This is a genomic window from Streptomyces omiyaensis (assembly GCF_014650895.1).
Lineage (GTDB): Bacteria > Actinomycetota > Actinomycetes > Streptomycetales > Streptomycetaceae > Streptomyces > Streptomyces omiyaensis.
The window spans coordinates 556,410-582,072 of record NZ_BMVV01000001.1 but is presented as its reverse complement, the minus strand read 5'-3'; the positions used below and the strand labels follow the sequence as shown (position 1 = coordinate 582,072).

Below are 25,663 nucleotides of genomic sequence, written 5' to 3'. Positions count from 1 at the left end.
TTCCCCGCGCGGACCGCGTCTTGGGGGGCGTGCAGCGTCAAGGTTCGGGCGGGAACACCGCCGTGGTCGTCCGCGTGACGGGGTTCGTGCTCCTGGTCGCGCATCTGCTGTTCGTCGCCTGGGCCGGTCTGCTCCCCCGTGACGTGGCCTGGGTGACCGCGCCGAACACGGTCCCGCTGGCCGGGCTCCGCGCCGATCTGGCGCTCGGGCCCGCCGAGGCGGCCCGGCAGATCGCCGGGGGGCTGCTGCTGCTCGCCCCGCTCGGGGTGCTGCTGCCGATGTGCGAGGGCCGGCTCGACGTGTCCCGCTGGGGGTCGCTGACCCGGACGACGGCGGCGGGGGCGCTGGTGTCCCTGGCCCTGGAGCTGTTGCAGACGGCCGTGCCGGGGCAGGTCGTGGACGTGGACTCGGTGCTCCTGAACACGCTCGGGGTGGCGCTCGCGCACCTCCTGGTGGTGCCGGCCGCGCGGACGCGGCTGCGGCGCCGGGGGACCTCCTCCTCGGGGCGGGGTCCCGGCCGGGGGCGGGTCGTGATCGGGAAGGACCCGGATCAGGGTCGTACCCCGAGGATTCCCAGGGTGCCGATCGCCCGGTAGACCGACGTCGCAGGGCGGGGCCGGGCGGCACCATGGAGTCATCGGGAGGCCCGAGGGAGCGGTCTTCCGGAACCGACGAAGGAGCCCACCATGGCCGCACTGATCCGCCCGCGTGAAGGCCGGATGATCGGCGGGGTGTGCGCGGCGCTCGCCCGGCGCTTCGGCACCTCCGCCCTGACGATGCGCGTGATCTTCCTGGCCTCGTGTCTGCTGCCCGGCCCGCAGTTCCTGCTCTACCTGGCGCTGTGGCTGCTGCTGCCGGGCGCGTCGAAGGCGGAGAAGGCGACCGCCTGGTAGCCGTGCGGCGGCGCGGCCGTCACGGAGGTACGCCGAAGGGGCGCGGACCCGGGTTCTTCCGGGTGCGCGCCCCTTCGGCGTGGGGTGGTGCGGGTCAGCCGATCGGCAGGCCGGCCAGCGGCAGGCCGCCGAGGAGGCCGGTGGCGGCACCGAGCGGGGTGGCGCCGAGGGCGCCGGCGGCCGCGTCGGTCGGCAGGTTCTGGGTGGCCTGGCCGGCCGCCGCGGGGAGGGTCTTCACGCCCTGGTCGAGGCCCTGGCCGAGCGCGCCCTGGCCGGCGGCGAGGGACTCGCCCGCACCGTCGGGGAGGGTGGTGAGACCGTCGCCCAGCGGGGCGAGCTGGGTCACGGAGCCCAGCGCGTCGGCGCCGTCGAGCGGTGCCGGGAGCGGGGCCGCGGAGGCCGTGCCGGCGGCGGCAGCGGCGAATGCGGCGCCGAGGGCGGCGACACCGAGCTTCTTGGCGGCAGACTGCTTCATCTGATGAATCTTCCTTGGGCTTGGGGGCTGAGCTTCGGGACTTTCAGGAGAACAAATCCGGAACAGGGGAATCCGGACATGCAGAGCAGCTCCGCAAACTAACCGCCCCGCCCCCCGACCGCAATCACCACAATGCCGCCCGGTGTCGTCTCCCCCGGCCGCCCCCGGGCCCCTCCGCGGTCTGCCCTCAGCCCTCCCCGGCCGAAGAAGCGCTGGTCGTGGCGGTCTGCCGGAAAAGCCACTCGGACTTCAGTTCGGCATATCCCGGCTTGATCACGTCGTTGATCATGGCGAGTCGTTCATCGAAAGGAATGAACGCTGATTTCATCGCATTGACCGTGAACCACTGGAGATCGTCGAGCGTGTAATCGAAGGCGTCGACCAGGAGCTCGAATTCCCGGCTCATGCTGGTGCCGCTCATCAGCCGGTTGTCGGTGTTGACGGTGGCGCGGAAGTGGAGCGTGCGGAGCAGGCCGATGGGGTGCTCGGCGTACGAGGCCGCGGCGCCGGTCTGGAGGTTGGAGGTGGGGCACATCTCCAGCGGGATCCGCTTGTCGCGCACGTAGGCGGCGAGCCGGCCGAGCCGCACCTCGCCGTCCTCGCCGACCTCGATGTCGTCGATGATCCGGACGCCGTGGCCGAGCCGGTCGGCGCCGCACCACTGGAGGGCCTGCCAGATGGAGGGCAGCCCGAAGGCCTCGCCGGCGTGGATGGTGAAGTGGTTGTTCTCCCGCTTGAGGTACTCGAAGGCGTCGAGGTGGCGGGTGGGCGGGTAGCCGGCCTCGGCGCCCGCGATGTCGAAACCGACGACGCCGTCGTCCCGGTAGCGGTTGGCGAGTTCGGCGATCTCCAGGGCGCGGGCCGCGTGCCGCATGGCGGTGAGCAGGGCGCCGACCCGGATCCGGTGCCCCGCGGCGCGGGCCAGCCGCTCCCCCTCCCGGAAGCCCTCGTTGACCGCCTCGACGACCTCCTCCAGGGTCAGCCCGGCCTCCAGGTGCTGCTCGGGGGCGTAGCGCACCTCGGCGTAGACGACGCCGTCCTCGGCGAGGTCGACGGCGCACTCGGCGGCGACCCGGAAGAGCGCCTCGCGGGTCTGCATGACGGCGCAGGTGTGCGCGAAGGTCTCCAGGTAGCGCTCCAGCGAGCCGGAGTCGGCGGCCTCGCGGAACCAGATGCCGAGCTTGTCGGGTTCGGTCTCGGGCAGTCTCGAGTAGCCCTGTTCACGGGCGAGTTCGATGATCGTGCCGGGGCGCAGTCCGCCGTCGAGGTGGTCGTGGAGCAGCACCTTCGGGGCACGGCGGATCTGGTCCGCGGTGGGAACGTGGGATGTCTGGCTCGTCATTGCCGCACTCTAGCCCCTACGCGCGTAGAACACGCCTTGTCGGCACCGGATCCGGTGCCGCGTCTTCCGGTGCGGACCCGGCCTCCCCGGCGCCGGCCGCCCCGGCGCCGGTACCGGCCCCCCGGGCGCCGGGCGCCCCGCGGCGCACCCCGGTTTTCCGGGTGCGGGCCCGGGAGCGGGCTGGCTACGGTGGCCGCATGGACACCGCACCACCGGCCGGCGGACTCCCCGCCGAACCCGCCCGCGCCCGGGCCTTCCTGTCCGCCTTCGCGCGCAGGAAGGCGGCCCGGACGGCCGTCTTCCCCGGCGGCTTCGCCGCCCTCGACGACGCCTACGCCCTGTCGTACGGCGACAACCACCTGCTCGTGGACGGCCCGACGGATCCGGAGCGGCTGCCCGCGGTGGCCGAGGAGCTGCTCGGGCACCTGCCGCACCGGTCCGTCCAGGTGCTCGGCGACGAGGCCGGACGGGCCTGCGCGCAGCCGCTGGTCCGGGCCGGGTACGCCCACTCCGAGGTGCTCGTGATGGTGCACACCGGGCCCGTGCCGGAGCGCGGCGGCGCCCGCGAGGTGGAGCTGCCGGCGCTGCGCGGCCCGGTCGCCGAGAGCTGGCGGCGCTTCCTCCCGGGGGCCGGCGAGGAGGTGGTGCGGACCCTGGTCGAGCGGCGGGCGGCCCGCCACCGGGGCGCCCCCGACGTGCGCTTCCTCGCCTCGCACGACGAGTGGGGCGAGGTCGTCTCGTGGGCCGACCTCTACCTGGACCCGGCCACCGGCACGGCCCAGGTAGAGGACCTGGTCACCGCCGCCTCCCACCTCGGGCGGGGGCACGGCGGGGTGGTCCTGGACACGGCGCTGCGGCTCGCCGACGGGGCGGGCTGCCCGACCCGCTTCCTGACGGCCTTCGCGGACGACTGGCCGCGCCGCTGGTACGAACGGCGGGGCTTCGTCACGGTGGACACCGTGCACTGTTTCGAACGCTCCTAGAACGGAAGGCGGTTCGTCCGGACGGCGATACGCAACAGAGACCGCGCGTACGACTGCCGTACACCTCCGCTTCTGAGACTGTTCTGTCATGGCGCAGTACGCACTCGTGGGGACTGCCGACGGCCGGAGACCCCGGCTCGGTCGGCCTGTCGGGGTTTCACGGTCCGCGGCGGGGGTGGGCGGCGTGGCGCTGCTCCTGCCGGACGGGGAGCCGGTGTCGGGGCGCCGGGCCTCCGCCCGGGCGCACGCCGCCGCACTGCCGCTCGGGCGCGAACTCGCCCGCGCGGGGCGGGCGGAGGGGCTGGTCGCCCAGGTGGTGCGCTACCGGGGGCGCGGCTGGAACGGCGCGGACGCGGAGCTCGCGGCCGACGCCTCCTGGGCCGTCGCCGAGGCCGTGCGCCGCTACGGCGACGTACCGGTCTGCCTGATCGGGCACGGGATGGGCGCCCGGGCGGCGCTGCGGGCGGCCGGGCACCCGGCGGTCGGCGCGGTCCTGGCGCTCGCGCCCTGGCTGCCCGAGGAGGACGTGGCCGCCGAACCCGAGCCGGTACGGCAGCTGGTGGGGCGGCGGGTCCTCCTCGTGCACGGCACCAACGACTCCCGCACCGACCCCGAGCTGTCCTTCCGCTACGCGGTGCGCGCCAAGAAGGCGAACCGGGACACCTGCCGCTTCGAGGTGCACGCGGACGGGCACGGGCTGCGCCAGTACGCCGACGAGGTGCGGGCGCTCGCCGCCGACTTCGTGCTCGGCGCGCTCTTCGCGCGGCCCGTCACCCGGCCGCTGACGGACGCGATGGCGGCCCCTCCGCCGATCGGCCTGCGGATGCCGCTGGCCGCCGGCTTCGGATCCGGCGCCCGCCGGCGCTGAGCCGCCCCGGACGCCCTCGTCCGGCTCCCGCCGGCACCGGGCGCTCCCCGGGCGTGCGCCGGCCCGGAGCCCGCGGCCGGCTCACGCCGGCGGCGGGTCCTCCCGGGGCGGCCGGGACTCCTTCGGGAGGAGGTGGCCGCGCCTGCTCAGCAGGAACCTCTTGAAGGCGGCCACCGGGGCGGTGTCCGGGTGGCCGTCCAGCCAGGCGACGCCGATCTCGCGGACCGCGCGGGGGGCGGTGACCGTCAGCTCGACGACGCCGGGGCGGGCCACGGCCGGCGGCGGCAGGAGCGCCACCCCGAGGCCGGCCGCGACCAGGCCGCGCAGGGTCTCGGCCTCCTCGCCCTCGAAGGCGATCCGGGGCGTGAAGCCCGCCTCGGCGCACAGGTCGTCGGTGATGCGGCGGAGCCCGTACCCCGGTTCGAGGGTCACGAAGGTCTCCTCGGCGGCCTCGGCGAGCCGGATGCGGCGGCGGCCGGCCAGCCGGTGGTCGTCGGGGACCACGAGCCGCAGCCGCTGCTCGTCCAGGCGGCGGCCGACCAGATCGGGGGCGTCCGGCACCGGCGAGGTCAGGCAGAGGTCGAGCTCGCCGGCGCGGAGCCGCTCGATCATCGCCTCGCCGTAGTTCTGGACCAGGGTGAAGCGGACCTTCGGGTGGTCCACCCGGAAGGCCCGGATCAGCGCGGGCACGGTCTCCGAGCCCATGGTGTGCAGGAAGCCGAAGGCGACCCGCCCGGCCGTGGGGTCGGCGTCGGCCCGCACGGTGTCGGCGGCCCGCTCGACCTCGGCCAGCGCCCGCTCGGCCGCGGTCAGGAAGCGGCGGCCCGCCGGGGTGAGCGCGACCGTCCGGCCGCGCCGGGCGAAGAGCGCGACGCCGAGGTCCGCTTCGAGCCGGACCATCGCCCGCGACAGCGTCGACTGCGGCACGCCCATCTCGGCCGCCGCCCTGGTCACGTGCTCGTGCCGGGCGACCGCCGCGAAGTACGCGAGCCGCGGGGCGAGCAGCAGCCCCATGTCTTCTTCGTTACTGTTCGGTGACAGCCGCGGCTGTGACCTGTATTCATGCGCCACGGGAACGATTACAGCAGTTCCGTGCATTGGACGCATGAAGCGGAGCGTCCTACGTTCGTGACATGCCTTCCGCCAGTACCAAGGCGGACGCCACACCCGCGTCCGCCGACACCCGCCTCGCCCCGGGCGCCCCCGGCCACCGCCGGATGAGCCTCGCGCTCTTCGCCGCCGGCCTGGCCGCCTTCGCCCTCCTCTACTCCACCCAGGCCCTCCTCCCGGCGATCTCCGCCGAGTTCGGCGCCACCGCCTCGGCCGCCTCCTGGACCGTCTCCGCCGCGACCGGCGCGCTCGCCCTGTGCGTGCTGCCGCTCAGCGCGCTGTCGGAGCGCTTCGGCCGGCGCGCGATGATGACCGCCTCCCTCACGCTCGCGGTCGGCCTGGCGCTCCTGGTGCCCCTCGCGCCCAATCTGGAGGTCCTCGTCGCGCTGCGGGCGCTCCAGGGCGCGGCGCTGGCCGGACTGCCGGCCTCGGCGATGGCCTACCTGGCCGAGGAGGTGCGGCCCCGGGCGCTGATCGGCGCCATCGGCCTCTTCGTCGCGGGCAACTCGATCGGCGGCATGAGCGGCCGGATCGTCACCGGCTGGGTGGCGCAGATGTGGGGCTGGCGGGCCGGTCTGGCCGCCGTCGGCCTGACCTCCCTGGTGTGCGCGCTCGCCTTCCGGGCGCTGCTCCCGAAGGCCCGGCACTTCGCCCCCGCCGCCCTCGACCCGAAGGCGCTCCTCGGCGCCGTGCGGACGCACCTCGCGGACCCGCTGCTGCTGCGCCTGTACGGGATCGGCGCGCTCTTCATGACCGTCTTCGGCGCCGTGTACACGGTGATCGGCTACCGCCTGGCGGAGGCCCCGTTCTCGCTGCCGCAGGGCGTGATCGGCTCGATCTTCCTCGTCTACCTGGTCGGTACGGTCTCCTCGGCGGCGGCCGGGGGGCTCGTCGGCCGGCTCGGCCGGCGCGGCGCGCTGTACCTGGCGGTCTCCACCACCACGGCGGGCCTGCTGCTCTCGCTCTCCGACTCCCTCGCGGCGGTCCTGGCGGGCCTGGTCCTCATCACGGCCGGCTTCTTCGCGGGCCACGCGGTGGCGTCCTCCTCGGTGAGCCGGACCGCGAGGACGGGCCGGGCGCAGGCCTCGGCGCTCTACCAGTCGGCGTACTACCTGGGCTCCAGCGCGGGCGGCACGCTCGGTGCGATCGCCTTCCACGCGGGCGGCTGGGCCGGGACGGTCGCGATCGGCCTGGTGGCGGTGGCCGGCGTCGTCTCGATCACCCTGTACGGCTCCCACAGCGCGCGCGTCGAGGCCCGCAGGATCCACCCGGTGACGGCCTGAGCACGCCTGTGTGACCGTACGGTCACGGCTCCGGTCCCGGTGCAACTGAAGGGCTCCCCCGACCGTCCCACATGTCAGGACCCTAGGGGGAGTTGACGATCATGAACCGATTCGCGAACCGTGCGGGGAGGAGAGCCGGCATAGCCGCCGGCCTCACCTCGCTGCTCGTTCCGGCCGCCCTCGTGCTGGGCGCGTCGCCGGCCCGGGCCGCGTCGTGCAACGTGACGACGGGGCCGTACCAGAAGCAGGTCGAGAAGTTCCTCGGCCGCACCGTCGACGGGCGGCAGTCGCTCGGCGACTGCCAGGCCATCCAGGCCTTCCAGCGCAAGCACGGCATCCTGCCGACCGCCGGCTACGCCGGTCCGCTGACCTGGCGGACCATGGACACGATGAACCAGCAGAAGGCCGCCGGGACCAACCCGAACAAGGCCGGCAAGTGTCCGACCAACAAGGGCCGGATCGCCTGCGTGGACCTCACCCGCCAGCTCAGCTGGATCCAGGACGGCTCGCGCCTGAAGTACGGCCCGGTGCCGGTGCGCACCGGCAAGGACGGCACCGAGACCCGTACCGGCCTGAAGAAGATCTACTGGCGGAACATCAACCACTGGTCGACGCTGTACAACGTCTCCATGCCGTACTCGCAGTTCTTCGACGGCGGGCAGGCCTTCCACTCCACGACCAAGTCGATGTGGAACCCGCCGGGCTCCGGCGGCTGCGTCAACATGCGTTCGGCCGACGCCAAGGCGTACTGGAACCTGCTGCGCAACGGCGACGACGTCTACGTCTACGGGCGCAAGCCGGGAACCTGACCCCGGCTGTCGGTGCGCTGCGGTAGCTTCGCTCCCACCGGCACCGAACGGGTGCCGGTGAGGGGTGAGTGGGGACGCGATGGGCGAGACCGCCGTGGTGACGACCGATGAACTCGACAAGTACCGGCGCGAGTTGACCGGCTACTGCTACCGGATGCTCGGTTCCTCCTTCGAGGCCGAGGACGCGGTGCAGGACACGATGGTGCGGGCCTGGAAGGCCCTGGACTCCTTCGAGGGGCGCTCGTCCCTGCGCTCCTGGCTCTACCGGATCGCCACCAACGTCTGCCTCGACGCGCTCAGCGCGGGCAACCGGAGGGCGCGGCCCATGGACCTCTCCGGCCCGACGCCCGTCGCCCAGGCGCAGCTCGTCAAGCAGCCGGAGATCACCTGGCTGGAGCCGATCCCGGACGGACGGGTGATGCCGTCCGCCGGCGACCCGGCGGAGACGGCGCTGAGCCGGGAGACCGTGCGGCTCGCCTTCGTCGCCGCGCTCCAGCACCTGGCGCCCAAGCAGCGGGCGGTGCTCATCCTGCGCGAGGTGCTCGCGTGGAAGGCGAGCGAGGTGGCCGAGCTGCTCGGGACCTCGGTCGCCTCGGTGAACAGCGCGCTCCAGCGGGCCCGGGCGACCATCGCCGAGCAGGCACCGGCCGCGTCCGACGCGGCCGACCCGCTCGACGCGGAGCAGCAGGCGCTCCTGGAGCGGTACGTGGCCGCCTTCGAGGGCTACGACATGCAGGCCCTGACCGCGCTCCTGCACGAGGACGCGACCATGTCCATGCCGCCGTTCGACCTCTGGCTCCGGGGCCACGACGACATCGTCGGGTGGATGCTGGGCGTCGGCGACGTCTGCCGCGGCTCGAAGCTGCTGCCGACGGTCGCCAACGGCTCGCCGGCCTTCGCGCACTACCACCCGGACCCGGAGGGCGGTTACAGCCCGTGGGCCCTGATCGTGCTGGAGGTGCGGGACGGCAAGGTGGCGGGGATGGACTTCTTCCTCGACACCCCGCGCTGGTTCCCGCTCTTCGACCTGCCGGAACGGCTGGAGGCGTAGCCCGGCTCAGAGCACCTCGTCGAGGCCGGTGAGGCGGAGCAGGGCGGCCAGGTCGGGCCCCGCTCCGTGGAAGGTGAGCCGGTGGCCCGCCCTGCGCCCCGCGAGCGCCAGCCGCGCCAGGGCGTCGACGGCGACGAGCCCGCCCGCGCGCGGGTCGAGCTCGCACCGCACGTCCCCGGGCGGGGCGGCGGCCAGGCCCGCGCAGAGCCGGGCGACCTCCTCCCGGGTGGGCGCGGCGGGCAGGGTCACGACGAGGGGCTGACTGGTGTCCACGAGGGGATGACCGCCGGGGGCCGGGAAAGTCATCGCGCTAGGCTCGCGATCATGACTTCTCACCCCGTCGAACTGGTGATCTTCGACTGTGACGGCGTTCTGGTGGACAGCGAGCGGCTCTACTGCCGGGTGGACCGGGAGGTCTTCGCCGAGCTGGGGGCCGACTTCACCGAGGCGGAGATGGTGGAGCGCTTCGTGGGCTCCTCGAAGGACATGCTCACCGCGATCGTCGCCGAGCGGCGGGGCCGCCCCCTGGAACCCGGCTGGGACGCGCCGTTCAGGCAGCGGTACGAGGACGTGCTGGACGCGGAGCTGACGGCGGTGGAGGGGGTCGCCGACGTGCTGGACGCGCTGGCCGTCCCGTACTGCCTCGCCTCCAACGGCAGCCACGCCTCCATCCGCAGGAACCTCGGCAGGACGGGCCTGCTGGAGCGCTTCGAGGAGCGGATGTTCAGCGCCCGTGACGTCGACCGGGGCAAGCCCGCCCCGGACCTCTTCCTGCACGCCGCCGCCGCGATGGGGGTTCCGCCGGAGCGCTGCGCGGTGGTCGAGGACAGCCGCTACGGCGTCCAGGCCGCCCGCGCCGCCGGCATGCGCGCCTTCGGCTACACCGGCGGCCTCACCCTCGCGTCCCACCTCGAAGGCCCGGGCACGGTGCTCTTCGGGCACATGCGGGAGCTGCCGGGGCTGCTGGGGGTCGGCTGACGGGGAACCCGGCGGCGTCGAGGCCGATGCCGAAGGGGGCGGCGCCCGGGACCCGGTGGACGTCGCCGGGCGGCACCGGGCCCAGCATGCCGAACGGGACCGAGGGAGGTCCCTCGGTCCCGTTCGCCCGAAGGCGTCACCGGCACATGCCGGAGGTCCTACGCGATGCGGTCCAGGACGATCGGGGTCGCCTGGAACTCCGTGCCCGCCGGGGCGATGTCCCAGGCGCCCTCCAGGGAGCCCAGGGCGTAGTCGAACTTCTCCGGGGTGTCCGTGTGGAGGGTGAGGAGGGGCTGGCCCGCCGTGACCGTGTCACCGGGCTTGGCGTGGAGCTCGACGCCCGCGCCGGCCTGCACCGGGTCCTCCTTGCGGGCGCGGCCGGCGCCCAGGCGCCAGGCGGCGATGCCGATGTCGTAGGCGTCGAGGCGGGTCAGGACGCCGGAGGCCGGGGCCGTCACGACGTGCTGCTCGCGGGCGACCGGGAGGGTCGCGTCCGGGTCGCCGCCCTGGGCCGCGATCATCCGGCGCCAGACGTCCATGGCCGAGCCGTCCCTGAGGGCCTTCGCCGGGTCGGCGTCCTCGATGCCGGCGGCGGCCAGCATCTCGGCGGCGAGGGCGATCGTCAGGTCGACGACGTCCTGCGGGCCTCCGCCGGCCAGGACCTCGACCGACTCGCGGACCTCCAGGGCGTTGCCGGCGGTGAGGCCGAGCGGGGTCGACATGTCGGTGAGCAGCGCGACCGTCCTCACGCCGCTGTCGGTGCCGAGCGCGACCATGGTGGAGGCCAGCTCGCGGGCGTCCTCGATGGTCTTCATGAAGGCGCCGGTGCCGACCTTGACGTCGAGGACGAGGGAGCCGGTGCCCTCGGCGATCTTCTTGGACATGATCGAGGAGGCGATGAGCGGGATCGCCTCGACGGTGCCGGTCACGTCGCGGAGCGCGTACAGCTTCTTGTCGGCGGGGGCCAGGCCGTCGCCGGCGGCGCAGATGACCGCGCCGGTGGTGTCGAGGACGTGCAGCATCTCCTCGTTGGAGAGGAGGGCGCGCCAGCCGGGGATGGACTCCAGCTTGTCGAGGGTGCCGCCGGTGTGGCCGAGGCCGCGGCCGGAGAGCTGCGGGACGGCCGCGCCGCAGGCGGCGACGAGCGGGGCGAGCGGGAGGGTGATCTTGTCGCCGACGCCGCCGGTGGAGTGCTTGTCGGCGGTGGGGCGGGAGAGCGCGTCGAAGTTCATGCGCTCGCCGGAGGCGATCATGGCCGCCGTCCAGCGGGCGATCTCGTCGCGGTTCATGCCGTTGAGCAGGATGGCCATCGCCAGGGCGGACATCTGCTCGTCGGCGACCGCGCCGCGGGTGTAGGCGTCGATGACCCAGTCGATCTGCTCCGGGCTCAGCTCGCCCTTGTCCCGCTTGGTGCGGATGACGGAGATGACGTCCATGTCGTGGTGCCTCTTTCTACGCGCATAGAGGGGGGAACGGGAGGAGCGGCCCCTCCCATGGTGTCGGAAGGGCCGCTCCGAGGTGCTACGTGGCGAGGTGGTCCGGGCCGAAGGCCTGCGGCAGCATCTCGGCCAGGGTCAGGAACCCGGCGGGCGTCTCCAGGACGAGCTCGGGGCCGCCGAACTCGTACAGGAGCTGCCGGCACCGCCCGCAGGGGACGAGCGGCTCGCCCCGGCCGTCCACGCACACGAAGTGGGTGAGCCGGCCGCCGCCGGTGGCCTGGAGCTGGGAGACCAGGCCGCACTCGGCGCAGAGGCCGAGCCCGAAGGAGGCGTTCTCGACGTTGCAGCCCGAGACCGTGCGGCCGTCGTCGACGCGGGCGGCCGCCCCGACCGGGTAGCCCGAGTAGGGGGCGTAGGCGCGGGCCATCGCGGCCCGCGCCTCCGCCCGCAGGGCCTCCCAGTCGGGCTCGGCGGAGGGCGTCGTCACTTGCCCTGGCCCTTCCGGTAGGGCAGGCCGTCCGCCTTCGGCATCCTCAGCCGCTGGGCGGACAGGGCCAGCACGAGCAGGGTGGTGATGTACGGGGCGGCGTCGACGAACTGGCTGGGGACCTGGTCGGTCAGCGCGTACCAGAGGAAGAAGCCGACCGCGAAGACCGCGGCGATCACGGCGGGCACGTACTTCTTCTTGTACAGCTGCCAGGCGGCGGCGAGCACCAGGAGGATCGCGACGAGCAGCAGCAGCGCGTGGACGTTCTCGGCGCCGCCGCGGATCTTGAGGCTGTCGGTGAAGCCGAAGAGGCCGGCGCCGAGCGCCATGCCGCCGGGCATCCAGTTGCCGAAGATCATCGCGGCGAGACCGATGTAGCCGCGGCCGCCGGTCTGGCCCTCCTGGTAGATGCCGGTGGCGACGATCGCGAGGAAGGCGCCGCCGAGGCCGGCGAGGGCGCCGGACATGGTGACCGCGATGTACTTGTACTTGTAGACGTTGACGCCGAGGGACTCGGCGGCGACCGGGTTCTCGCCGCAGGAGCGGAGGCGCAGGCCGAAGGCGGTGCGCCACAGCACCCACCAGGTGGCCGGGACCAGCAGGATGGCGACGACGGTCAGCAGCGACAGGTTGGTGACCAGGCCGCCGAGGATGCCGGCGACGTCCGAGATCAGGAACCAGTGCTTCTGCTGGAGGTCGGCCAGCCACTCCGACAACCCGGGGATCGTGATGTCGGTGATGGGGTCGATGCGCGGGGACTGCTTGGAGGAGCCGCCCTCGGCCTCGCCGAACGTGAAGTTCGACAGGTACATCGTGAAGCCGGCCGCGAGGATGTTGATCGCCACACCGGAGACGATGTGGTTCACGTTGAAGGTGACCGTGATGATCGCGTGCAGCAGACCGCCGAGCGCGCCGCCGAGGAGGCCGAAGAGGACGCCCACCCAGGGGCCCCACTGGTAACCCGCCCAGGCACCGAACCAGGTGCCCAGGATCATCATGCCTTCGAGGCCGATGTTGACCACGCCCGCGCGCTCGGCCCACAGGCCGCCCAGGCCGGCGAGGCCGATCGGGACGGCGAGGCGGAGCGCGCCGGAGACCTGGCCGACGGAGGTCAGGTCGTCGGCGCCGGAGACGACGCGGACCAGGGAGAAGAGGACGAGTCCGGCCGCGACGATCAGCAGGATCCACGGCCAGGTCAGCTTGCGGCGCCCGGTGCCTTTGGGTGCGGCGCTCGGCTTGGCGACAGTGCCGGTGCTCATGCCGAGACCTCCTTGTCGGTCTTGATGGCACCACCGGCGGCGAGCTCCTCGCCGACCTTCTGCTGCTGGCGGCGGGTGCCGTATCGGCGGACGAGTTCATAGGAGACGACCACGGCGATCACGATGATGCCCTGCATGATCTGCGTGATCTCCTTCGGGTAGCCCGCGACGTCCAGGTTCGAGGACGCCTTCTCCAGGAACGCGAAGAGCAGGGCGGCGAAGAGGATGCCGACCGGGTTGTTCCGGCCGAGCAGGGCGATCGTGATGGCGGTGAAGCCGACGCCGACCGGGAAGGACAGGCTGTACGTGTGGGTGTCGCCGAGCAGCGTGGGCATGCCGGAGAGACCCGCGAGGCCGCCGGAGATGAGCATCGAGGTGAGGATCATCTTCTTGGCGTCGACGCCGCTGGCCTGGGCCGCGGACTCGCTCTCGCCGGTGGCGCGCAGGTCGAAGCCGAAGCGGGTGCGGTTGAGGACGAACCAGTAGACGACGCCGAGGGCGAGCGCGACGAAGGTGAAGCCGTAGATCTCGCCGTTGCCCTGGCCCATGTCGATGCCGGGGAACCAGCCGGACTCGGCGATCTCGCCGGTGGTGAGGTCGTTGGAGCCCTCGGGCTGGACGCCGAAGTTGGCCGGCAGGATCAGCCAGGCGATCAGGGAGGTCGCGATGGCGTTCAGCATGATCGTCGAGACGACCTCGGAGACGCCCCGGGTGGTCTTCAGGATGCCGGCGATGCCGGCCCAGAAGGCGCCCGTGAGGATCGCGACGACCACGATCAGCAGGATGTGCAGCGGACCGGGCAGCTCGACGGAGGCGCCGACCACGGCCGAGATCATCGCGGCGAGGCGGTACTGGCCGTCGACGCCGATGTTGAAGAGGTTCATCCGGAAGCCGATGGCGACGGCCAGGGCTGCCAGGTAGAAGATCCCCGTCTGGTTGACGATGAGGACCTGGATGTCCGCGTACTCGGCGTTCTCGATCATCAGCCGGATCGGCTCGATCGGGTCGAGCCCCGTCGCGAGCAGCACCAGCATGGTGAGGACGAACGAGGAGACGAGCGCGAGCACCGGGCCGGCGGCCCCGATGATCAGCTTGTCCTTGTCGATCTTCTTCATCGGGCGTCACCGTCTTCGGACTGCTCGGTGCCTTCGAGGTGGCCGGAGGCCGCGCCGGTCATGGCGGAGCCCAGCTCCTCGGGCGTGATGGTGGCGGGGTCCGCGTCCGCGACGAGCTTGCCGCGGTACATGACCCGGAGGGTGTCGGAGAGGCCGATCAGCTCGTCGAGGTCGGCGGAGATCAGCAGCACCGCCAGGCCCTCGCGGCGGGCGTCCCGGATCGCGTCCCAGATCTGCGCCTGCGCGCCGACGTCCACGCCGCGGGTGGGGTGGGCGGCGATCAGGAACTTGGGGTTGTGGCTCATCTCGCGGCCGACGATCAGCTTCTGCTGGTTGCCGCCGGAGAGGGAGGCCGCGGTCACGTCGATGCCCGGGGTGCGGACGTCGTACTCGCGGACGATCCGCTCGGTGTCCTTGCGGGCGGCCTTCGGGTCGAGGATGCCGCGCCGGGAGTTGGGCTCCTCGGTGACGTGGCCGAGGATGCGGTTCTCCCAGAGCGGGGCCTCAAGCAGCAGGCCGTGGCGGTGCCGGTCCTCGGGGATGTAGCCGATGCCGCCCTCGCGGCGCTTGCGCACGGAGACCCTGGAGATGTCCTCGCCGTCGAGCGTGATGACGCCCGCGTCGGGGGAGGCCATGCCCATCAGGGCCTCGATGAGCTCGGTCTGGCCGTTGCCCTCGACGCCGGCGATGCCGAGGATCTCGCCCTTGTGGATGGTGAGCGAGATGTCGTCGAGCAGCTTGCGGCCGGCCGCGACCTCCTGGACGACCGTCGTGCTCGACGGGTCCGCGGGGGCGGCGGTGGTCAGCGGGGCGCCGGTGGCACCGCCCTCCAGGAGGGTGAGGTTCTCGACCCGGAGCATCGCGACGTCGGTGACGGTCGACTCGCGGGTCTCCGGGGAGGGCAGCTCGCTGCCGACCATCAGCTCGGCGAGCTGCTTGGTGGTGGCGGTCTTCGGGTCGGCGGTGCCGACGGTGGTGCCGCGCCGGATGACGGTGATGTCGTCGGCGACCTTCAGGACCTCGCCCAGCTTGTGCGAGATGAAGATGACGGTGAGGCCCTCCGCCTTGAGCTCGCGCAGGTTGTCGAAGAGCGCGTCGACCTCCTGCGGGACGAGGACGGCGGTCGGCTCGTCGAGGATGAGGATCTTCGCGCCGCGGTAGAGCACCTTGAGGATCTCGACGCGCTGCCGGTCGGCGACGCCGAGGTCCTCGACGAGGACGTCGGGGCGGACGCCGAGGCCGTACGCGTCGGAGATCTCCTGGATCTTCCTGCGGGCCTTGGCGCCGATGCCGTAGAGCTTCTCGCCGCCGAGGACGACGTTCTCCAGGACGGTGAGGTTGTCGGCGAGCATGAAGTGCTGGTGCACCATGCCGATGCCGCGCGCGATGGCGTCGCCGGGGCTGGCGAAGGTGACCTGCTCCCCGTCGATGGCGATGGTGCCCTCGTCCGGCTTCTGCATGCCGTAGAGGATCTTCATGAGGGTCGACTTGCCGGCACCGTTCTCACCGATGAGGGCATGCACGGTGCCCTTGCGGACGGTGATCGCGATGTCCTTGTTGGCGACGACGCCGGGGAAGCGCTTGGTGATGCCGTGGAGTTCCACGGCAGGGGGGCTGGACGCGTTGATGACGCACTCTCCTTGGCCGAAAGGAGTGGGAGCGGAGGGCAGGGCGGGGCGAAGTTATCGTGCCGGTGCGACATCTACACGCGTAGCGCTGCCGAAAAGTGAAAACCCGTACGGGAATGGGCCCGGGGCCCGGTACCGGTGGGAGTCCCACCGGGGCCGGGCCCGCGGGCAACTGGTCGTGACCTGCGCGCCTTACGGGGCGGTCTTGACCGTGATCTTGCCGTCGATGATGTCCTTCTTCGCCTGGTCCACCGCGGCGATCAGGTCCGTCATGGACTTGTACTTCGGGTTGGAGTCGGCCAGGGCGACACCGTCGGTGGCGAGGCCGTAGCGGACCTCACCGGTCTGCGGCTTGCCGTCCTTGACCGACTTGATCAGGTTGTAGACGGAGTCCGAGACGTCCTTGGTGACCGAGGTCAGGATCGAGTCCTTGTACTCGGCGAGACCGGCCTGGTTGTACTGGTCGGAGTCGACGCCGATGGCCCACTTGCCGGCCTTGGAGGCGGCCTCGATCGAGCCGGAACCGGCCAGACCGGCGGCGGCGTAGATCACGTCGGCGCCCTTGTCGAGCTGACCCTCCGCGGCGGCCTTGCCGAGGTCGGGCTTGGCGAAGCCGTCGAAGTTCGGCGGCTGGGTCAGGTACTGGGTGAGCACCTTCGCCTTGGGGTTGGTGTCCTTGACGCCCTGCGCGAAGCCGGCCTCGAACTTCTTGATCAGCGGGACCTCGACACCGCCGATGAAGCCGACCGTGCCGGTCTTGGACGCCTTGGCGGCGGCGACGCCGGCCAGGTAGGAGCCCTGCTCCTCGTTGAACACCATGTTGGCGATGTTCTTGCCGGTCACCGAGGTGTCGTCGATGATGCCGAAGGTCGTGTCCGGGAACTGCGCGGCGACCTTCTTGATGGCCGGGGCGTAGGCGAAGCCGACGCCGATGACCGGGTTGTTGCCGGCGCGGGCCAGCGAGGTGAGGCGCTGCACCTTGTCGGCGTCGCCCTCGCCGGACGACGGCTCGGCCTCGGAGCCGTCGACGTCGAGCTCGTCCTCGGCCTTCTTCAGACCCGCGTAGGCGGCGTCGTTGAAGGACTGGTCGCCGCGGCCGCCGATGTCGTACGCGATGGCGGCCTTGGTGGCCTTCGAGTCCGAGGTGGAGGCGGAGCCGCCCTCGGAGGAGGACTTGCCGCAGGCGGTGGCGGACAGCGCGAGCGCCGCGGAGGCGATGCCCACGGTGGTGATCCTGGTGATCCGGCGCAAGAGGAGGGTCCCTTCAAGACTGACCGAAAGCGCCTCTTCCGGCGCTGGCTTTGCGGCGATCGTAACGCGCGTAGATGTCAGTTAAAGACCCGTTCATGAGTCGTTACCGTATCGACGCGAACCCACAGGCCAGCGTACCCGTACACACTTCGCGATCAAGGCGCAACCCCGTGTCATCAGCCGAGATGGGGCGGACCGGCGCGAGGGGCGCCGCTCCCCCGCCGGCGGCGAGGAGGCGGCGCCCCGTCCGGCCGGGTCAGTCGGCGTCGATCAGCGCGGCGGCGGTGAAGAGCTCCACGGCGGTCCTGATGCACCGCTCGTCGACGTCGAAGTCGCCCGCGTGGAGGTCACGGACCCGGAGGTCGCCGGGGGTGCGGACGCCGAGCCGGGCCATGGCGCCGGGGACGTGCTCCAGGTACCAGGAGAAGTCCTCGCCGCCGAGGCTCTGCTCGGTGTCCTCGATCGAGTCGATCCCGAGCCGGGCCGTCATGGCGTCGCGGAGCAGCTCCACGATCACCGCGTCGTTGACGACCGGCGGGACGCCGCGGACGTAGTTGACGGTGGACTTGGCCCGGTGCAGGGCAGCGACCTCGTCGACGGCGGCGTGCACCAGGTCGGGCGCGTCGCGCCAGGCGGGCAGGTCGAGGCAGCGGACCGTGCCGGAGAGCTCGGCGTGCTGGGGGATGACGTTGGGCGCGTGGCCCGCCTCGATCCGGCCCCAGGTGACCGAGAGGCCGGAGCGGGCGTCGACCCGGCGGGCGAGGACGGCCGGCACGTCGGTGGCGATCCGGGCGGCGGCGGTCACCAGGTCGGTGGTGAGGTGCGGGCGGGCGGTGTGACCGCCGGGGCCGTCGAGGGTGACCTCCAGCCGGTCGCAGGCGGAGGTGATGGGGCCGACCCGCAGGCCGATCTTCCCGGCGTCGACCTTGGGGTCGCAGTGGACGGCGATGATCCGGCCGACGCCGTCGAGGACGCCGGCCGCGACCGCGTCGGCGGCGCCCCCGGGCAGCACCTCCTCGGCGGGCTGGAAGACCAGCCGCACCGGGCGCGGCAGCCGGCCCTCGCGCGCCAGCCCGGCGAGGACGAGGCCGGCGCCGAGGACGGTGGTGGTGTGCACGTCGTGGCCGCAGGCGTGGGCCCGGTTGGGCACGGTGGAGCGGTACGCGACGGTCTTGGCGTCCGGGATGGGGAGGGCGTCGAGGTCGGCGCGGACGGCGAGCATGGGACGCCCGCCGTCCCAGGTGCCGATGTCACAGATGAGGCCCGTGCCGCCCGGGAGGACGCGCGGCGCCAGGCCGGCCGCCTCCAGGCGGGCCTTGAGCGCGGCGGTGGTGCGGAACTCCTGGTTGCCGAGCTCGGGGTGCATGTGCAAGTCCCTGCGGAAGGCGATCAGTTCGTCGCGCAGGGCGGAGGGCAGCGTTCCGGGCAGGGTGAAGGATCCGGGCTCACGGGTCTTCAACTGGTTCACCCTTTGAAGGGTAGGCCCATCCGGTGATCAACTGCCCGTTGATCACGAAAAGTTCAGCCCCTTAGGGGAAAGAATCTCGGTTTGGCGTGCATGGGACACCCTCCGTATGGGTATGGTCACCCGAATTCGAGCCGGTCGACCGCCGCTCCCGTGCGCGGGGTGAGCCGGTCCGCCCCCGACGCCGTGCCGACGACGCCCGAGAGGAAGCCCTGGGCCCTCGGGGAGGCGGTGGCACGCAGCCATTCGGGTGCGATCTCGCAGACGGCCACCTTGACCCCCGTGCCCCGCAGGGCGAGCGGCAGGGTGTGCACGACGGTGGACGGGAAGCTGACGACGGTGGAGCCGATCGGACCGCGCCGGGCGATGAGCTCCAGCGGCAGGTCGGGGCGCACCACCTGGAGGCCGGTCTCGACCGCGACCCGGTGCAGCTTCTCCGGCGTCTCGCGGCGGTGGGCGAAGTAGCGGGTGGCGCCGTGGGCGCGGGCGAGCTGCCCGACCACCCTCAGGTAGTGGTCGGCGTCCACCACCCCGGTCTCCACCAGCGAGGTGCCCACGAGGTCGGCGCCGCCGGTCAGCGCGGGCGGACCGAAGCGGGCCCGGGTCCACGCGTAGGCGTTCTCGGTGACCTCGGTGCCGGGCGGGGCCTGCACCGGGAGCGAGGTGAAGATCTCCACGGTCCTGCGGGGCCCGGGCGCCAGCCGGCGCCGGGCCAGCGAGGTGACCGGGGCCAGGACCAGCTCGCGCGGCCCCAGCGAGCCCTTGCGGTGCCAGCGCACCAGCCGCTCCCCGCCCGCGAGCTGGGCGGCGAACTCCATGGTCGCGGTGCCGTCGTCGACGACCGTGACGTGCCGGGGGCCGAAGAGCGTGAGCAGCAGCTGCACGTAGCGGGAGAACGGGTCGCCGACGACGACGCGCTCGGCGGCGCGCAGCGGCCCGCCCAGCTCCCGCAGGGTCCGCGCGAGCGCGCCGCGCCCCGCCCGCGCCTCCTGCCAGTGCACGGTGAACCCCTCGTCGCGCGCGAGCTGGGCCATCCGGCGCAGCTGCCCCCGCGACATGGGGTCGGTCGGCGAGAGGACGACGATCCGGAGGCCGTCGGGGGCGGAGGCGGGAGCCGGGGCGGCGGGGCCGGGCTCCGCGGCCGGGGCGCCGCCCCGGCCGCGCGCGTGGGCCCACTCCAGGACGTTCAGGAGCTGGACGGGGCTCTCGACGAACGCCAGGCGGCCGGTCATGCGGTGACGGGCTCCTGGACCCGGCGGAGCTTCTTCATCGGGCCGAGCTCCGACTCGTACACCTTCTTCACGCCGTCGCCGAGCGCGGTCTCGATGGTGCGGATGTCGCGGACGAGGCGCTCCAGGCCCTGCGGCTCGACGGAGGCGGCCTGGTCGGAGCCCCACATGGCGCGGTCGAGGGTGATGTGGCGCTCGACGAAGGTGGCGCCGAGGGCGACGGCGGCGAGGGTGGTCTGGAGGCCGGTCTCGTGGCCGGAGTAGCCGATCGGGACGTTCGGGTACTCCTCCTGGAGCGTCTGGATGACGCGCAGGTTCAGCTCCTCGGCCTTGGCCGGGTAGGTGGAGGTGGCGTGGCAGAGCAGGATGTTCGCGCTGCCGAGGACCTCGACCGCGTGGCGGATCTGCTTCGGCGTCGACATGCCGGTGGAGAGGATGACGGTGCGGCCGGTGGCGCGCAGCTCGCGCAGCAGCTCGTCGTCGGTGAGCGAGGCGGAGGCGACCTTGTGGGCCGGGACGTCGAACTTCTCCAGGAAGGCGACGGCCTCGGTGTCCCACGGGGAGGCGAACCAGTCGATGCCGCGCTTCTTGCAGTGCTCGTCGATCTGGCGGTACTCGTCCTCGCCGAACTCGACGCGGTGGCGGTAGTCGATGTACGTCATCCGGCCCCAGGGGGTGTCGCGCTCGATGTCCCACTGGTCGCGCGGGGTGCAGATCTCCGGGGTGCGCTTCTGGAACTTCACGGCGTCGCAGCCGGCCTCGGCGGCCACGTCGATCAGCTTGAAGGCGTTCTCGAGGTCGCCGTTGTGGTTGATGCCGATCTCACCGGTGATGTACACGGGCCGACCGGGGCCGGCGGTCTTCGAGCCGAGGGTGCGCAGACGGGTGCTCATGGTGGTGCTTCCTTCAGTTGGCGAGAGGGGTGGCAGGGGTGTTCAGCTCGGGTCCGAGGAGCCAGGCGGCGATCTCGCGGATCGCGCCGAAGCCGCCCGGGGTGACGGTGACCGCGCGGGCCGCGGCCCGGACGGAGTCGTGGGCGCTGCCCACCGCGACGGGCCAGCCGACGAGGTGGAAGCAGGGCAGGTCGTTGACGTCGTTGCCGGCGTAGAGGACGCGCGCGGGGTCGATGGACTCGGCCTCGCACCACTCCTTGAGGGCGAGGTCCTTGCGGTCGATCCCGTGCAGGACGGGGATCCGCAGCTTCCGGGCGCGGGCGGCGACGACGGGGTTCTGTTCGGTGGAGAGGATGAGGACGGGCAGTCCGGCGCGGCGCAGGGCCGCGATGCCGAGGCCGTCGCCGCGGTGGGCGGAGACGAACTCGCGGCCCTCCGCGTCGAGGTGGACCCGGTCGTCGGTCTGGGTGCCGTCGAAGTCGAGGACGACCGCGTCGACGTCGGCGAAGGACGGGGTGGCCGGCTCGTCGAGGAGCGGCGCCAGCGCCTTGGCGCGGGCCAGGTCGTGCGGGTCGTCGATCTCCAGGACGCGGGCCGGGTCGGTGACGACGACGGCGGTGCGGCCGAAGAAGCGGTGCCCGTGGGTACGGAACCCGGCCGCGTCCATCGCGTAGACGGCGCCGGTCTCCAGGTACTCGGGCTCGCGGTCCTGGCGGCGCGGGCGGTGGGCCTTGTCGTGGTTGACGCCGGTGGCGCCGTCGGGCGTCTCCCGCCACAGGAAGCCGTGCGAGGGCGCCGCGGTGAAGGCGGTGTCGGCGGTGCCGGAGACGATCCGGCCGACGGCCTCGGCGACCTCCCGCGCGGTGAGGAAGGGGCTGGTGCACTGGACGAGGAGGACCACGTCGGCGGTGCGGCCCCGCTCCGCCTCGAAGGCGTCGAGGGCGTGCAGGACGGCGGACTCGCTGGTGGCGGTGTCGCCGGCGATCGCGGCCGGGCGGCGGACGGCCCCGGCGCCGAAGGAGCGGGCCGCGGCCTCGATGGCGGGGTCGTCGGTGGAGACCACGACGTCGGTGACGCCCGCGGCGTCGAGGCAGGCGCGGACGGCCCGGCCGACCAGCGGGATCCCGGCGACCGGGGCGAGGTTCTTGGCGGGGACGCCCTTGGAACCGCCCCGCGCGGGGATGACGGCCAGCACGGTGGGGCTCGGCTTCTTCACGGTCATCACAGTTCTCCCAGGCGTCGGACGACGGGGGCCACGCGCTGGACGCCGTGGCGGTAGGCGCCGCGCGCCGCCTCGCGGACGATCCGGCGCAGCCCGCTGTCGCGGACCGGGGGCGCGGAGACGTCCAGGCGGTGGCGGGCGAGGATCCCCGGCAGGTAGCCGGGGGCCGTCTCCGCGGTGTAGTAGGGGCTGATCGGGGGGAGTCCGGGCCGCGCGAGGAGGGCCGCGACCCGCTCGCGCGCGGCGTCGAAGGCGGAGTCGTACCCCCCTTCGGAGGCCACTCCCTGGCGGGCCAGCCACGCCTCGTCGGGCTCGGGCGCCTCGCCCCGGTCGAGCCGGTCGAAGGAGGTGAGGAGGCCGGAGCCGATGAAGTGGTGGTTGCCGTTGACCTCGCGGACCCCGCAGTCGGTGAGGACCGCGGTGGGGATCCGGCGGTGCAGGGCCTCCAGGGCGGCGGTGGAGGAGACGGTGACCAGCAGGTCGGTGCGGTCCAGGACCTCGCCCATGTGCCCGTACACCAGGCGGAAGTTGGCGGGCGGGTCCAGGTCGCGCACCAGCCGCTGGTACGGGTGCTCCTCCAGGTGCGTGGTGTGCTCGCCGGGCTTGGAGCGGAGCTTGAGGAGGACCTCGCGCCCCGGGTGCAGCCGGGCGTGCCGGACCAGTCGTTCCAGGACGTACACCCGCTCGGCGCGGGTGACCGGCACCGACGGCTGGGCGGCGAACACCAGGGTGTCGCGGCCCGCCTCGGGGCGGTACGGGGCGCCGCCGAGGAACGGCAGGGCCGCCTCGACCACCGACTCGGCGCCCGCGCCCACCCCCTCGTACACGGCGCGGAACCGGTCCGCGTCGTGCCGGGAGTTGGCGAGGACGACATCGGCGCCGTGGCGCAGCAGCAGTCCGTCGGCCAGCTTCTCGTAGACCACCCCGACGTATCCGGTGACGACCACCGGCCGGCGGTCGAGGCCGAGGTCGGCCAGGCCCTGGAGCACGGCCCGGACCGTGCCGCCCACCAGCGCGAGGACGACCACGTCGTACCGCTCGCCGCGCGCCTCCGCGTCCCGCACCTCGCGCAGGAACTCCGCGCCGGTCACCTCGCGCGGGGCGGCCGTGGAGGCCCCCGTCTCGGCGAGCTGGCGGGCGGTGGGGGTGGCACGGCCGCGGAGCACGAAGCCGGTCGGCTCGCTCTCGGCGCCCGGGGCGTCGGCCGCGGTGATGCGGCGCGCGGTGAGCGCACCCCATTTCCACCGGGTGTCGGAATCCGCGAGTACGGCGATCCGTACCGCTTCACTGGAACTTGCTGGCACGTCGAGGACGCTAGAAGGGCATTCGGGTCAACGGCCCAACTGGGCGGCAACAAACGGTGAACAGCACCTCTCCGCGATCTGAAGCGGCCCGGGATTCAGCCGTTGGACGGCCCGAAATCCCCTGAGGGAAAGGCGGTTAATCAGCCCGCCGCTTCGTGTTCACCGAAAAGCCCCCGGCCGGTCGGCGGAGCGGCCGGGGCGGCGCCTAGCGTCGGCCCCGTGGTCAAGCTCTCCGTCGTCGTGCCGTTCTTCAACGTGCAGACATACGCCCCCGACACCCTCGCCAGTCTGCGCGCCAACGCCCGCGACGACTTCGAGTTCCTCCTCGTCGACGACTGCTCGTCGGACGACACCCCGGACATCCTCGAACGCGCCGCGCGCGCGCTGCCCGGCGCCGTCCTGATCCGGCACGAGCGGAACGAGGGCCTGGCGACCGCCCGCAACACCGGCCTGGACGCGGCCCGCGGCGAGTTCCTCACCTTCCTGGACGGGGACGACTGGCTCTCCCCCGGCTACTACGGACGCCTGGTCGCCGCCGCCGAAGGACTCGGCTGCGACTTCCTGCGCACCGACCACACCTCGGTCACCGGCCGCGCCCGCTCGGTCCGCCGGGTGCCCGTCCCGCGCCGGTCCGAGGTCCTCGACCCGCGCGAGGCGATCCTCCCCTCCCACCGCACGACCTCCGTCGACTACCCCTTCGCCTGGGCCGGGATCTACCACCGCCGGCTCCTCGACCGGGGCCTGCTGCACTTTCCGCACGGTCTGCGCACCGCCGAGGACCGGCCGTGGATCTGGCGGCTGCACCGCGAGGCGAAATCCTTCGCCGCGATAGGCGAACTCGGCGTCTTCTACCGGCGCGGAGTGGCGACCTCGCTCACCCAGATCGGCGACGTCCGGCAATTGGATTTCATCCGCGCATTCGACCAGGTCGTCCAGGAGACGGCCGGGGACCGGGAGGCGGACCGCTTTCTGCCGAAGGCCGTCCGCACCTATTGCGCGGTGATCGCCCATCACATCGGCTCCATCGAGAAGTTCGAACCCGAGGTGGCCCGGCAGCTGAAGGCGATGAGCGCGGGCGCGCTGCGCCGGATGCCGCAGGACGTCCTCGACGAGGCGCTGACCGCGATGGGCGGCGACCGGGCCGCCGTCCTGCGCAGGCTGCGCCGCCGCCGCCCCGCACCGCCGCCGCCGGCCCCGCCGGGCGGCCGGGGCCCGGCGGCCGGCACGGCCCCCTCGGAGGCGGCCGCGTGAACGGGAACCGTACGACCCAGATCTTCGCCGCCTCCACCCTCTACGGCGCGGTCACCCTGGCCGCCGCCCTGGACAGCGGGTGCTTCGACGGTGCCGACCGCCGGATCCTCCTCGTCACCGACAACGCGCCCGTCCCGGAGACCACCCCGTCCTTCGACACCTCCGAGGGCTTCGCCCGGATCCGCGACCGCTTCGACGAGGTGCTGTCGTGGAACGAGACCATCTCCCCGCTCCACCCCGGCGGCTGGACCCCGCGCGGCCAGGACGTGCCGATGCTCCAGCGCCACCTCCACCGGCTGTGGGGACTCGGCGACGACCGGGTCGAGCTGGTCCTGGAGTCCATCCAGGTCACCCCCGCGCTCGCCGTCGCCACCCTCCTCCCGGAGGCCTCGATCACCGTCTACGCCGACGGGCTGATGAGCTACGGGCCGACCCGCAACAAGATCGACCCGCTGATCGGCGGCCGCGTCGCCCGCCTCCTCCACCTCGACCTGGTGCCGGGGCTGCGGCCGCTGCTGCTCGGCGAGTTCGGCACGGTCCCGGAGACCGTGCCCGTGGCCGCCTTCACCGCGGCCGTCGCCGAACTGGCCGGCGCGGACGCCCCGGCCGGCGGTGCCGAGGGCCCCGCGCTGCTCCTCGGCCAGTACCTGGCGGCGCTGAACCTGATGACCGCCGCCGAGGAGGAGGAGCTGCACCTGGACATGGTGCGGGGCGCGGTCGCCCGCGGCCACCGGCGGCTCGTCTTCAAGCCGCACCCCACCGCCCCCGACTCCTGGACGGCGTCGCTGGCCGAGGAGGCGGCGCGGCTCGGCGCCGCGCTCTCGGTCGAGACCCGCCCGGTGCTCGCCGAGGTGCTCTACCGCGAGCTGCGGCCCTCCCTCGTCGTCGGCTGCTTCTCGACGGCGCTCATGACCGCCCGCACCTTCTACGGCCTGCCGGTCGCCCGGGTCGGCACCCGGGAGCTGCTGCGGAGGCTCACCCCCTTCCAGAACAGCAACCGGATCCCGCTGACCGTCGTCGACGCGGTCGTCCCGCCGCTGACGCCCGGACCGGAGGACGAGGAGCCGGTGACGGACCCGGCCCGCCTCGACGACCTGGTCGCCGCGGTCGGCTTCGCGATGCAGCCGAACATAAGGGCCGACCTGCGCGAGGCGGCGGTACGCCACCTGTCCGGGCCGCACGCCGAGCGCACCCGGCACCACTTCAACCGGCGCCGGCTCACCATCCTGGACCTCCCGGGCGGCCTTCCCGTCCCCCGGCACCCGAAGGTCCGCCGGCTGGCCCGCAGGGCCCTGCGCCTGCGCAAAGCCCTGCGGAAGTAGGCGTCC

At 73.1% G+C, this 25,663-nt stretch carries 25 protein-coding genes; 10 read left to right on the top strand and 15 right to left on the bottom strand.

The genetic code is table 11. The features are described 5' to 3' along the window. Positions 1 to 29 precede the first annotated feature (29 nt). Both IE287_RS02795 and IE287_RS02790 read left to right on the top strand, forming a co-directional pair. Entirely contained in the window at positions 30 to 596 is a 567-nt protein-coding gene (locus tag IE287_RS02795; RefSeq protein WP_189847222.1) for a VanZ family protein, read from the top strand. A gap of 90 nt (positions 597 to 686) precedes the next feature. Next, on the top strand, positions 687 to 893 hold the full coding sequence (locus tag IE287_RS02790) for a PspC domain-containing protein (protein WP_189847221.1): 207 nt from the start codon (positions 687 to 689) through the stop codon (positions 891 to 893). A 94-nt stretch (positions 894 to 987) separates the two neighbouring features. Here IE287_RS02790 and IE287_RS02785 read toward each other — a convergent pair whose 3' ends face one another. Both IE287_RS02785 and IE287_RS02780 read right to left on the bottom strand, forming a co-directional pair. Next, positions 988 to 1,368, bottom strand: a complete 381-nt coding sequence (locus tag IE287_RS02785) for a hypothetical protein (RefSeq protein ID WP_189847220.1) — start codon at positions 1,366 to 1,368, stop codon at positions 988 to 990. Positions 1,369 to 1,555: 187 nt separating this feature from the next. Beyond that, a complete protein-coding gene (locus tag IE287_RS02780; RefSeq protein ID WP_189847219.1) occupies positions 1,556 to 2,710 on the bottom strand; it encodes an adenosine deaminase in 1,155 nt (384 codons plus the stop codon). A 197-nt stretch (positions 2,711 to 2,907) separates the two neighbouring features. On the opposite strand from IE287_RS02780, the gene IE287_RS02775 reads away from it, so the two are divergent. Together IE287_RS02775 and IE287_RS02770 are read left to right on the top strand one after the other, a co-directional pair. Next, the gene (locus tag IE287_RS02775; RefSeq protein ID WP_189847218.1) at positions 2,908 to 3,693 is read left to right on the top strand and encodes a GNAT family N-acetyltransferase; all 786 of its coding nucleotides are present in this window, start codon (positions 2,908 to 2,910) and stop codon (positions 3,691 to 3,693) included. 88 nt (positions 3,694 to 3,781) lie between these two features. Continuing rightward, on the top strand, positions 3,782 to 4,561 hold the full coding sequence (locus IE287_RS02770; protein ID WP_189847217.1) for an alpha/beta hydrolase: 780 nt from the start codon (positions 3,782 to 3,784) through the stop codon (positions 4,559 to 4,561). An 81-nt stretch (positions 4,562 to 4,642) separates the two neighbouring features. Here IE287_RS02770 and IE287_RS02765 read toward each other — a convergent pair whose 3' ends face one another. After that, positions 4,643 to 5,632: a LysR family transcriptional regulator gene (locus IE287_RS02765; protein WP_189847216.1), complete on the bottom strand. Its 990-nt coding sequence runs from the start codon at positions 5,630 to 5,632 to the stop codon at positions 4,643 to 4,645. Positions 5,633 to 5,694: 62 nt separating this feature from the next. Between IE287_RS02765 and IE287_RS02760 the strand changes: the two genes are divergently transcribed. The 3 genes from IE287_RS02760 to IE287_RS02750 all read left to right on the top strand — a co-directional run bounded on the left by IE287_RS02760 (position 5,695) and on the right by IE287_RS02750 (position 8,814). Continuing rightward, a complete protein-coding gene (locus IE287_RS02760) occupies positions 5,695 to 6,954 on the top strand; it encodes an MFS transporter (RefSeq protein ID WP_189847215.1) in 1,260 nt (419 codons plus the stop codon). 101 nt (positions 6,955 to 7,055) lie between these two features. Beyond that, positions 7,056 to 7,763: a L,D-transpeptidase family protein gene (locus IE287_RS02755; protein WP_189847214.1), complete on the top strand. Its 708-nt coding sequence runs from the start codon at positions 7,056 to 7,058 to the stop codon at positions 7,761 to 7,763. A gap of 79 nt (positions 7,764 to 7,842) precedes the next feature. After that, on the top strand, positions 7,843 to 8,814 hold the full coding sequence (locus tag IE287_RS02750) for a sigma-70 family RNA polymerase sigma factor (RefSeq protein WP_189847213.1): 972 nt from the start codon (positions 7,843 to 7,845) through the stop codon (positions 8,812 to 8,814). A gap of 6 nt (positions 8,815 to 8,820) precedes the next feature. Here IE287_RS02750 and IE287_RS02745 read toward each other — a convergent pair whose 3' ends face one another. Beyond that, positions 8,821 to 9,087: an STAS domain-containing protein gene (locus tag IE287_RS02745; protein WP_229883234.1), complete on the bottom strand. Its 267-nt coding sequence runs from the start codon at positions 9,085 to 9,087 to the stop codon at positions 8,821 to 8,823. Between the two features lie 51 nt (positions 9,088 to 9,138). On the opposite strand from IE287_RS02745, the gene IE287_RS02740 reads away from it, so the two are divergent. After that, positions 9,139 to 9,792, top strand: a complete 654-nt coding sequence (locus tag IE287_RS02740) for an HAD family hydrolase (RefSeq protein ID WP_189847212.1) — start codon at positions 9,139 to 9,141, stop codon at positions 9,790 to 9,792. A 158-nt stretch (positions 9,793 to 9,950) separates the two neighbouring features. Here IE287_RS02740 and IE287_RS02735 read toward each other — a convergent pair whose 3' ends face one another. The 11 genes from IE287_RS02735 to IE287_RS02685 all read right to left on the bottom strand — a co-directional run bounded on the left by IE287_RS02735 (position 9,951) and on the right by IE287_RS02685 (position 23,084). Beyond that, on the bottom strand, positions 9,951 to 11,228 hold the full coding sequence (locus IE287_RS02735; protein ID WP_189847211.1) for a thymidine phosphorylase: 1,278 nt from the start codon (positions 11,226 to 11,228) through the stop codon (positions 9,951 to 9,953). 85 nt (positions 11,229 to 11,313) lie between these two features. Continuing rightward, positions 11,314 to 11,718: a cytidine deaminase gene (locus IE287_RS02730; protein ID WP_189847210.1), complete on the bottom strand. Its 405-nt coding sequence runs from the start codon at positions 11,716 to 11,718 to the stop codon at positions 11,314 to 11,316. Continuing rightward, complete coding sequence (locus tag IE287_RS02725) at positions 11,715 to 12,977, bottom strand: ABC transporter permease (protein WP_189847209.1); 1,263 nt, start codon at positions 12,975 to 12,977, stop codon at positions 11,715 to 11,717. Before IE287_RS02725 ends, IE287_RS02730 begins: the two co-directional genes overlap by 4 nt. Next, complete coding sequence (locus tag IE287_RS02720) at positions 12,974 to 14,092, bottom strand: ABC transporter permease (protein WP_189847208.1); 1,119 nt, start codon at positions 14,090 to 14,092, stop codon at positions 12,974 to 12,976. Before IE287_RS02720 ends, IE287_RS02725 begins: the two co-directional genes overlap by 4 nt. Further along, entirely contained in the window at positions 14,089 to 15,696 is a 1,608-nt protein-coding gene (locus tag IE287_RS02715; RefSeq protein ID WP_189847207.1) for an ABC transporter ATP-binding protein, read from the bottom strand. The genes IE287_RS02720 and IE287_RS02715 overlap by 4 nt, the downstream gene beginning before the upstream one ends. Before the next feature lie 216 nt (positions 15,697 to 15,912). Beyond that, positions 15,913 to 16,971 carry a BMP family lipoprotein gene (locus IE287_RS02710; protein WP_189847206.1) on the bottom strand — a complete coding sequence of 353 codons (1,059 nt, stop codon included), beginning with the start codon at positions 16,969 to 16,971 and terminating at the stop codon, positions 15,913 to 15,915. Positions 16,972 to 17,227: 256 nt separating this feature from the next. Next, a complete protein-coding gene (locus tag IE287_RS02705) occupies positions 17,228 to 18,439 on the bottom strand; it encodes an amidohydrolase (protein ID WP_189847205.1) in 1,212 nt (403 codons plus the stop codon). Positions 18,440 to 18,555: 116 nt separating this feature from the next. Next, positions 18,556 to 19,668 carry a hypothetical protein gene (locus IE287_RS02700; protein WP_189847204.1) on the bottom strand — a complete coding sequence of 371 codons (1,113 nt, stop codon included), beginning with the start codon at positions 19,666 to 19,668 and terminating at the stop codon, positions 18,556 to 18,558. Beyond that, positions 19,665 to 20,558, bottom strand: coding sequence for an N-acetylneuraminate synthase family protein (locus IE287_RS02695; RefSeq protein WP_189847203.1), 894 nt, complete (start codon positions 20,556 to 20,558; stop codon positions 19,665 to 19,667). The genes IE287_RS02700 and IE287_RS02695 overlap by 4 nt, the downstream gene beginning before the upstream one ends. 13 nt (positions 20,559 to 20,571) lie before the next feature. After that, on the bottom strand, positions 20,572 to 21,780 hold the full coding sequence (locus tag IE287_RS02690; RefSeq protein ID WP_189847202.1) for an acylneuraminate cytidylyltransferase: 1,209 nt from the start codon (positions 21,778 to 21,780) through the stop codon (positions 20,572 to 20,574). Next, positions 21,780 to 23,084 (bottom strand): DUF6716 putative glycosyltransferase, encoded by a 1,305-nt coding sequence (locus IE287_RS02685; protein WP_189847201.1) that lies wholly within the window; start codon positions 23,082 to 23,084, stop codon positions 21,780 to 21,782. Before IE287_RS02685 ends, IE287_RS02690 begins: the two co-directional genes overlap by 1 nt. A gap of 219 nt (positions 23,085 to 23,303) precedes the next feature. On the opposite strand from IE287_RS02685, the gene IE287_RS02680 reads away from it, so the two are divergent. Together IE287_RS02680 and IE287_RS02675 are read left to right on the top strand one after the other, a co-directional pair. Beyond that, positions 23,304 to 24,335: a glycosyltransferase family 2 protein gene (locus tag IE287_RS02680; protein ID WP_189847200.1), complete on the top strand. Its 1,032-nt coding sequence runs from the start codon at positions 23,304 to 23,306 to the stop codon at positions 24,333 to 24,335. Next, positions 24,332 to 25,657 carry a polysialyltransferase family glycosyltransferase gene (locus IE287_RS02675; RefSeq protein ID WP_189847199.1) on the top strand — a complete coding sequence of 442 codons (1,326 nt, stop codon included), beginning with the start codon at positions 24,332 to 24,334 and terminating at the stop codon, positions 25,655 to 25,657. Before IE287_RS02680 ends, IE287_RS02675 begins: the two co-directional genes overlap by 4 nt. The last annotated feature ends 6 nt before the right edge of the window (positions 25,658 to 25,663 follow it).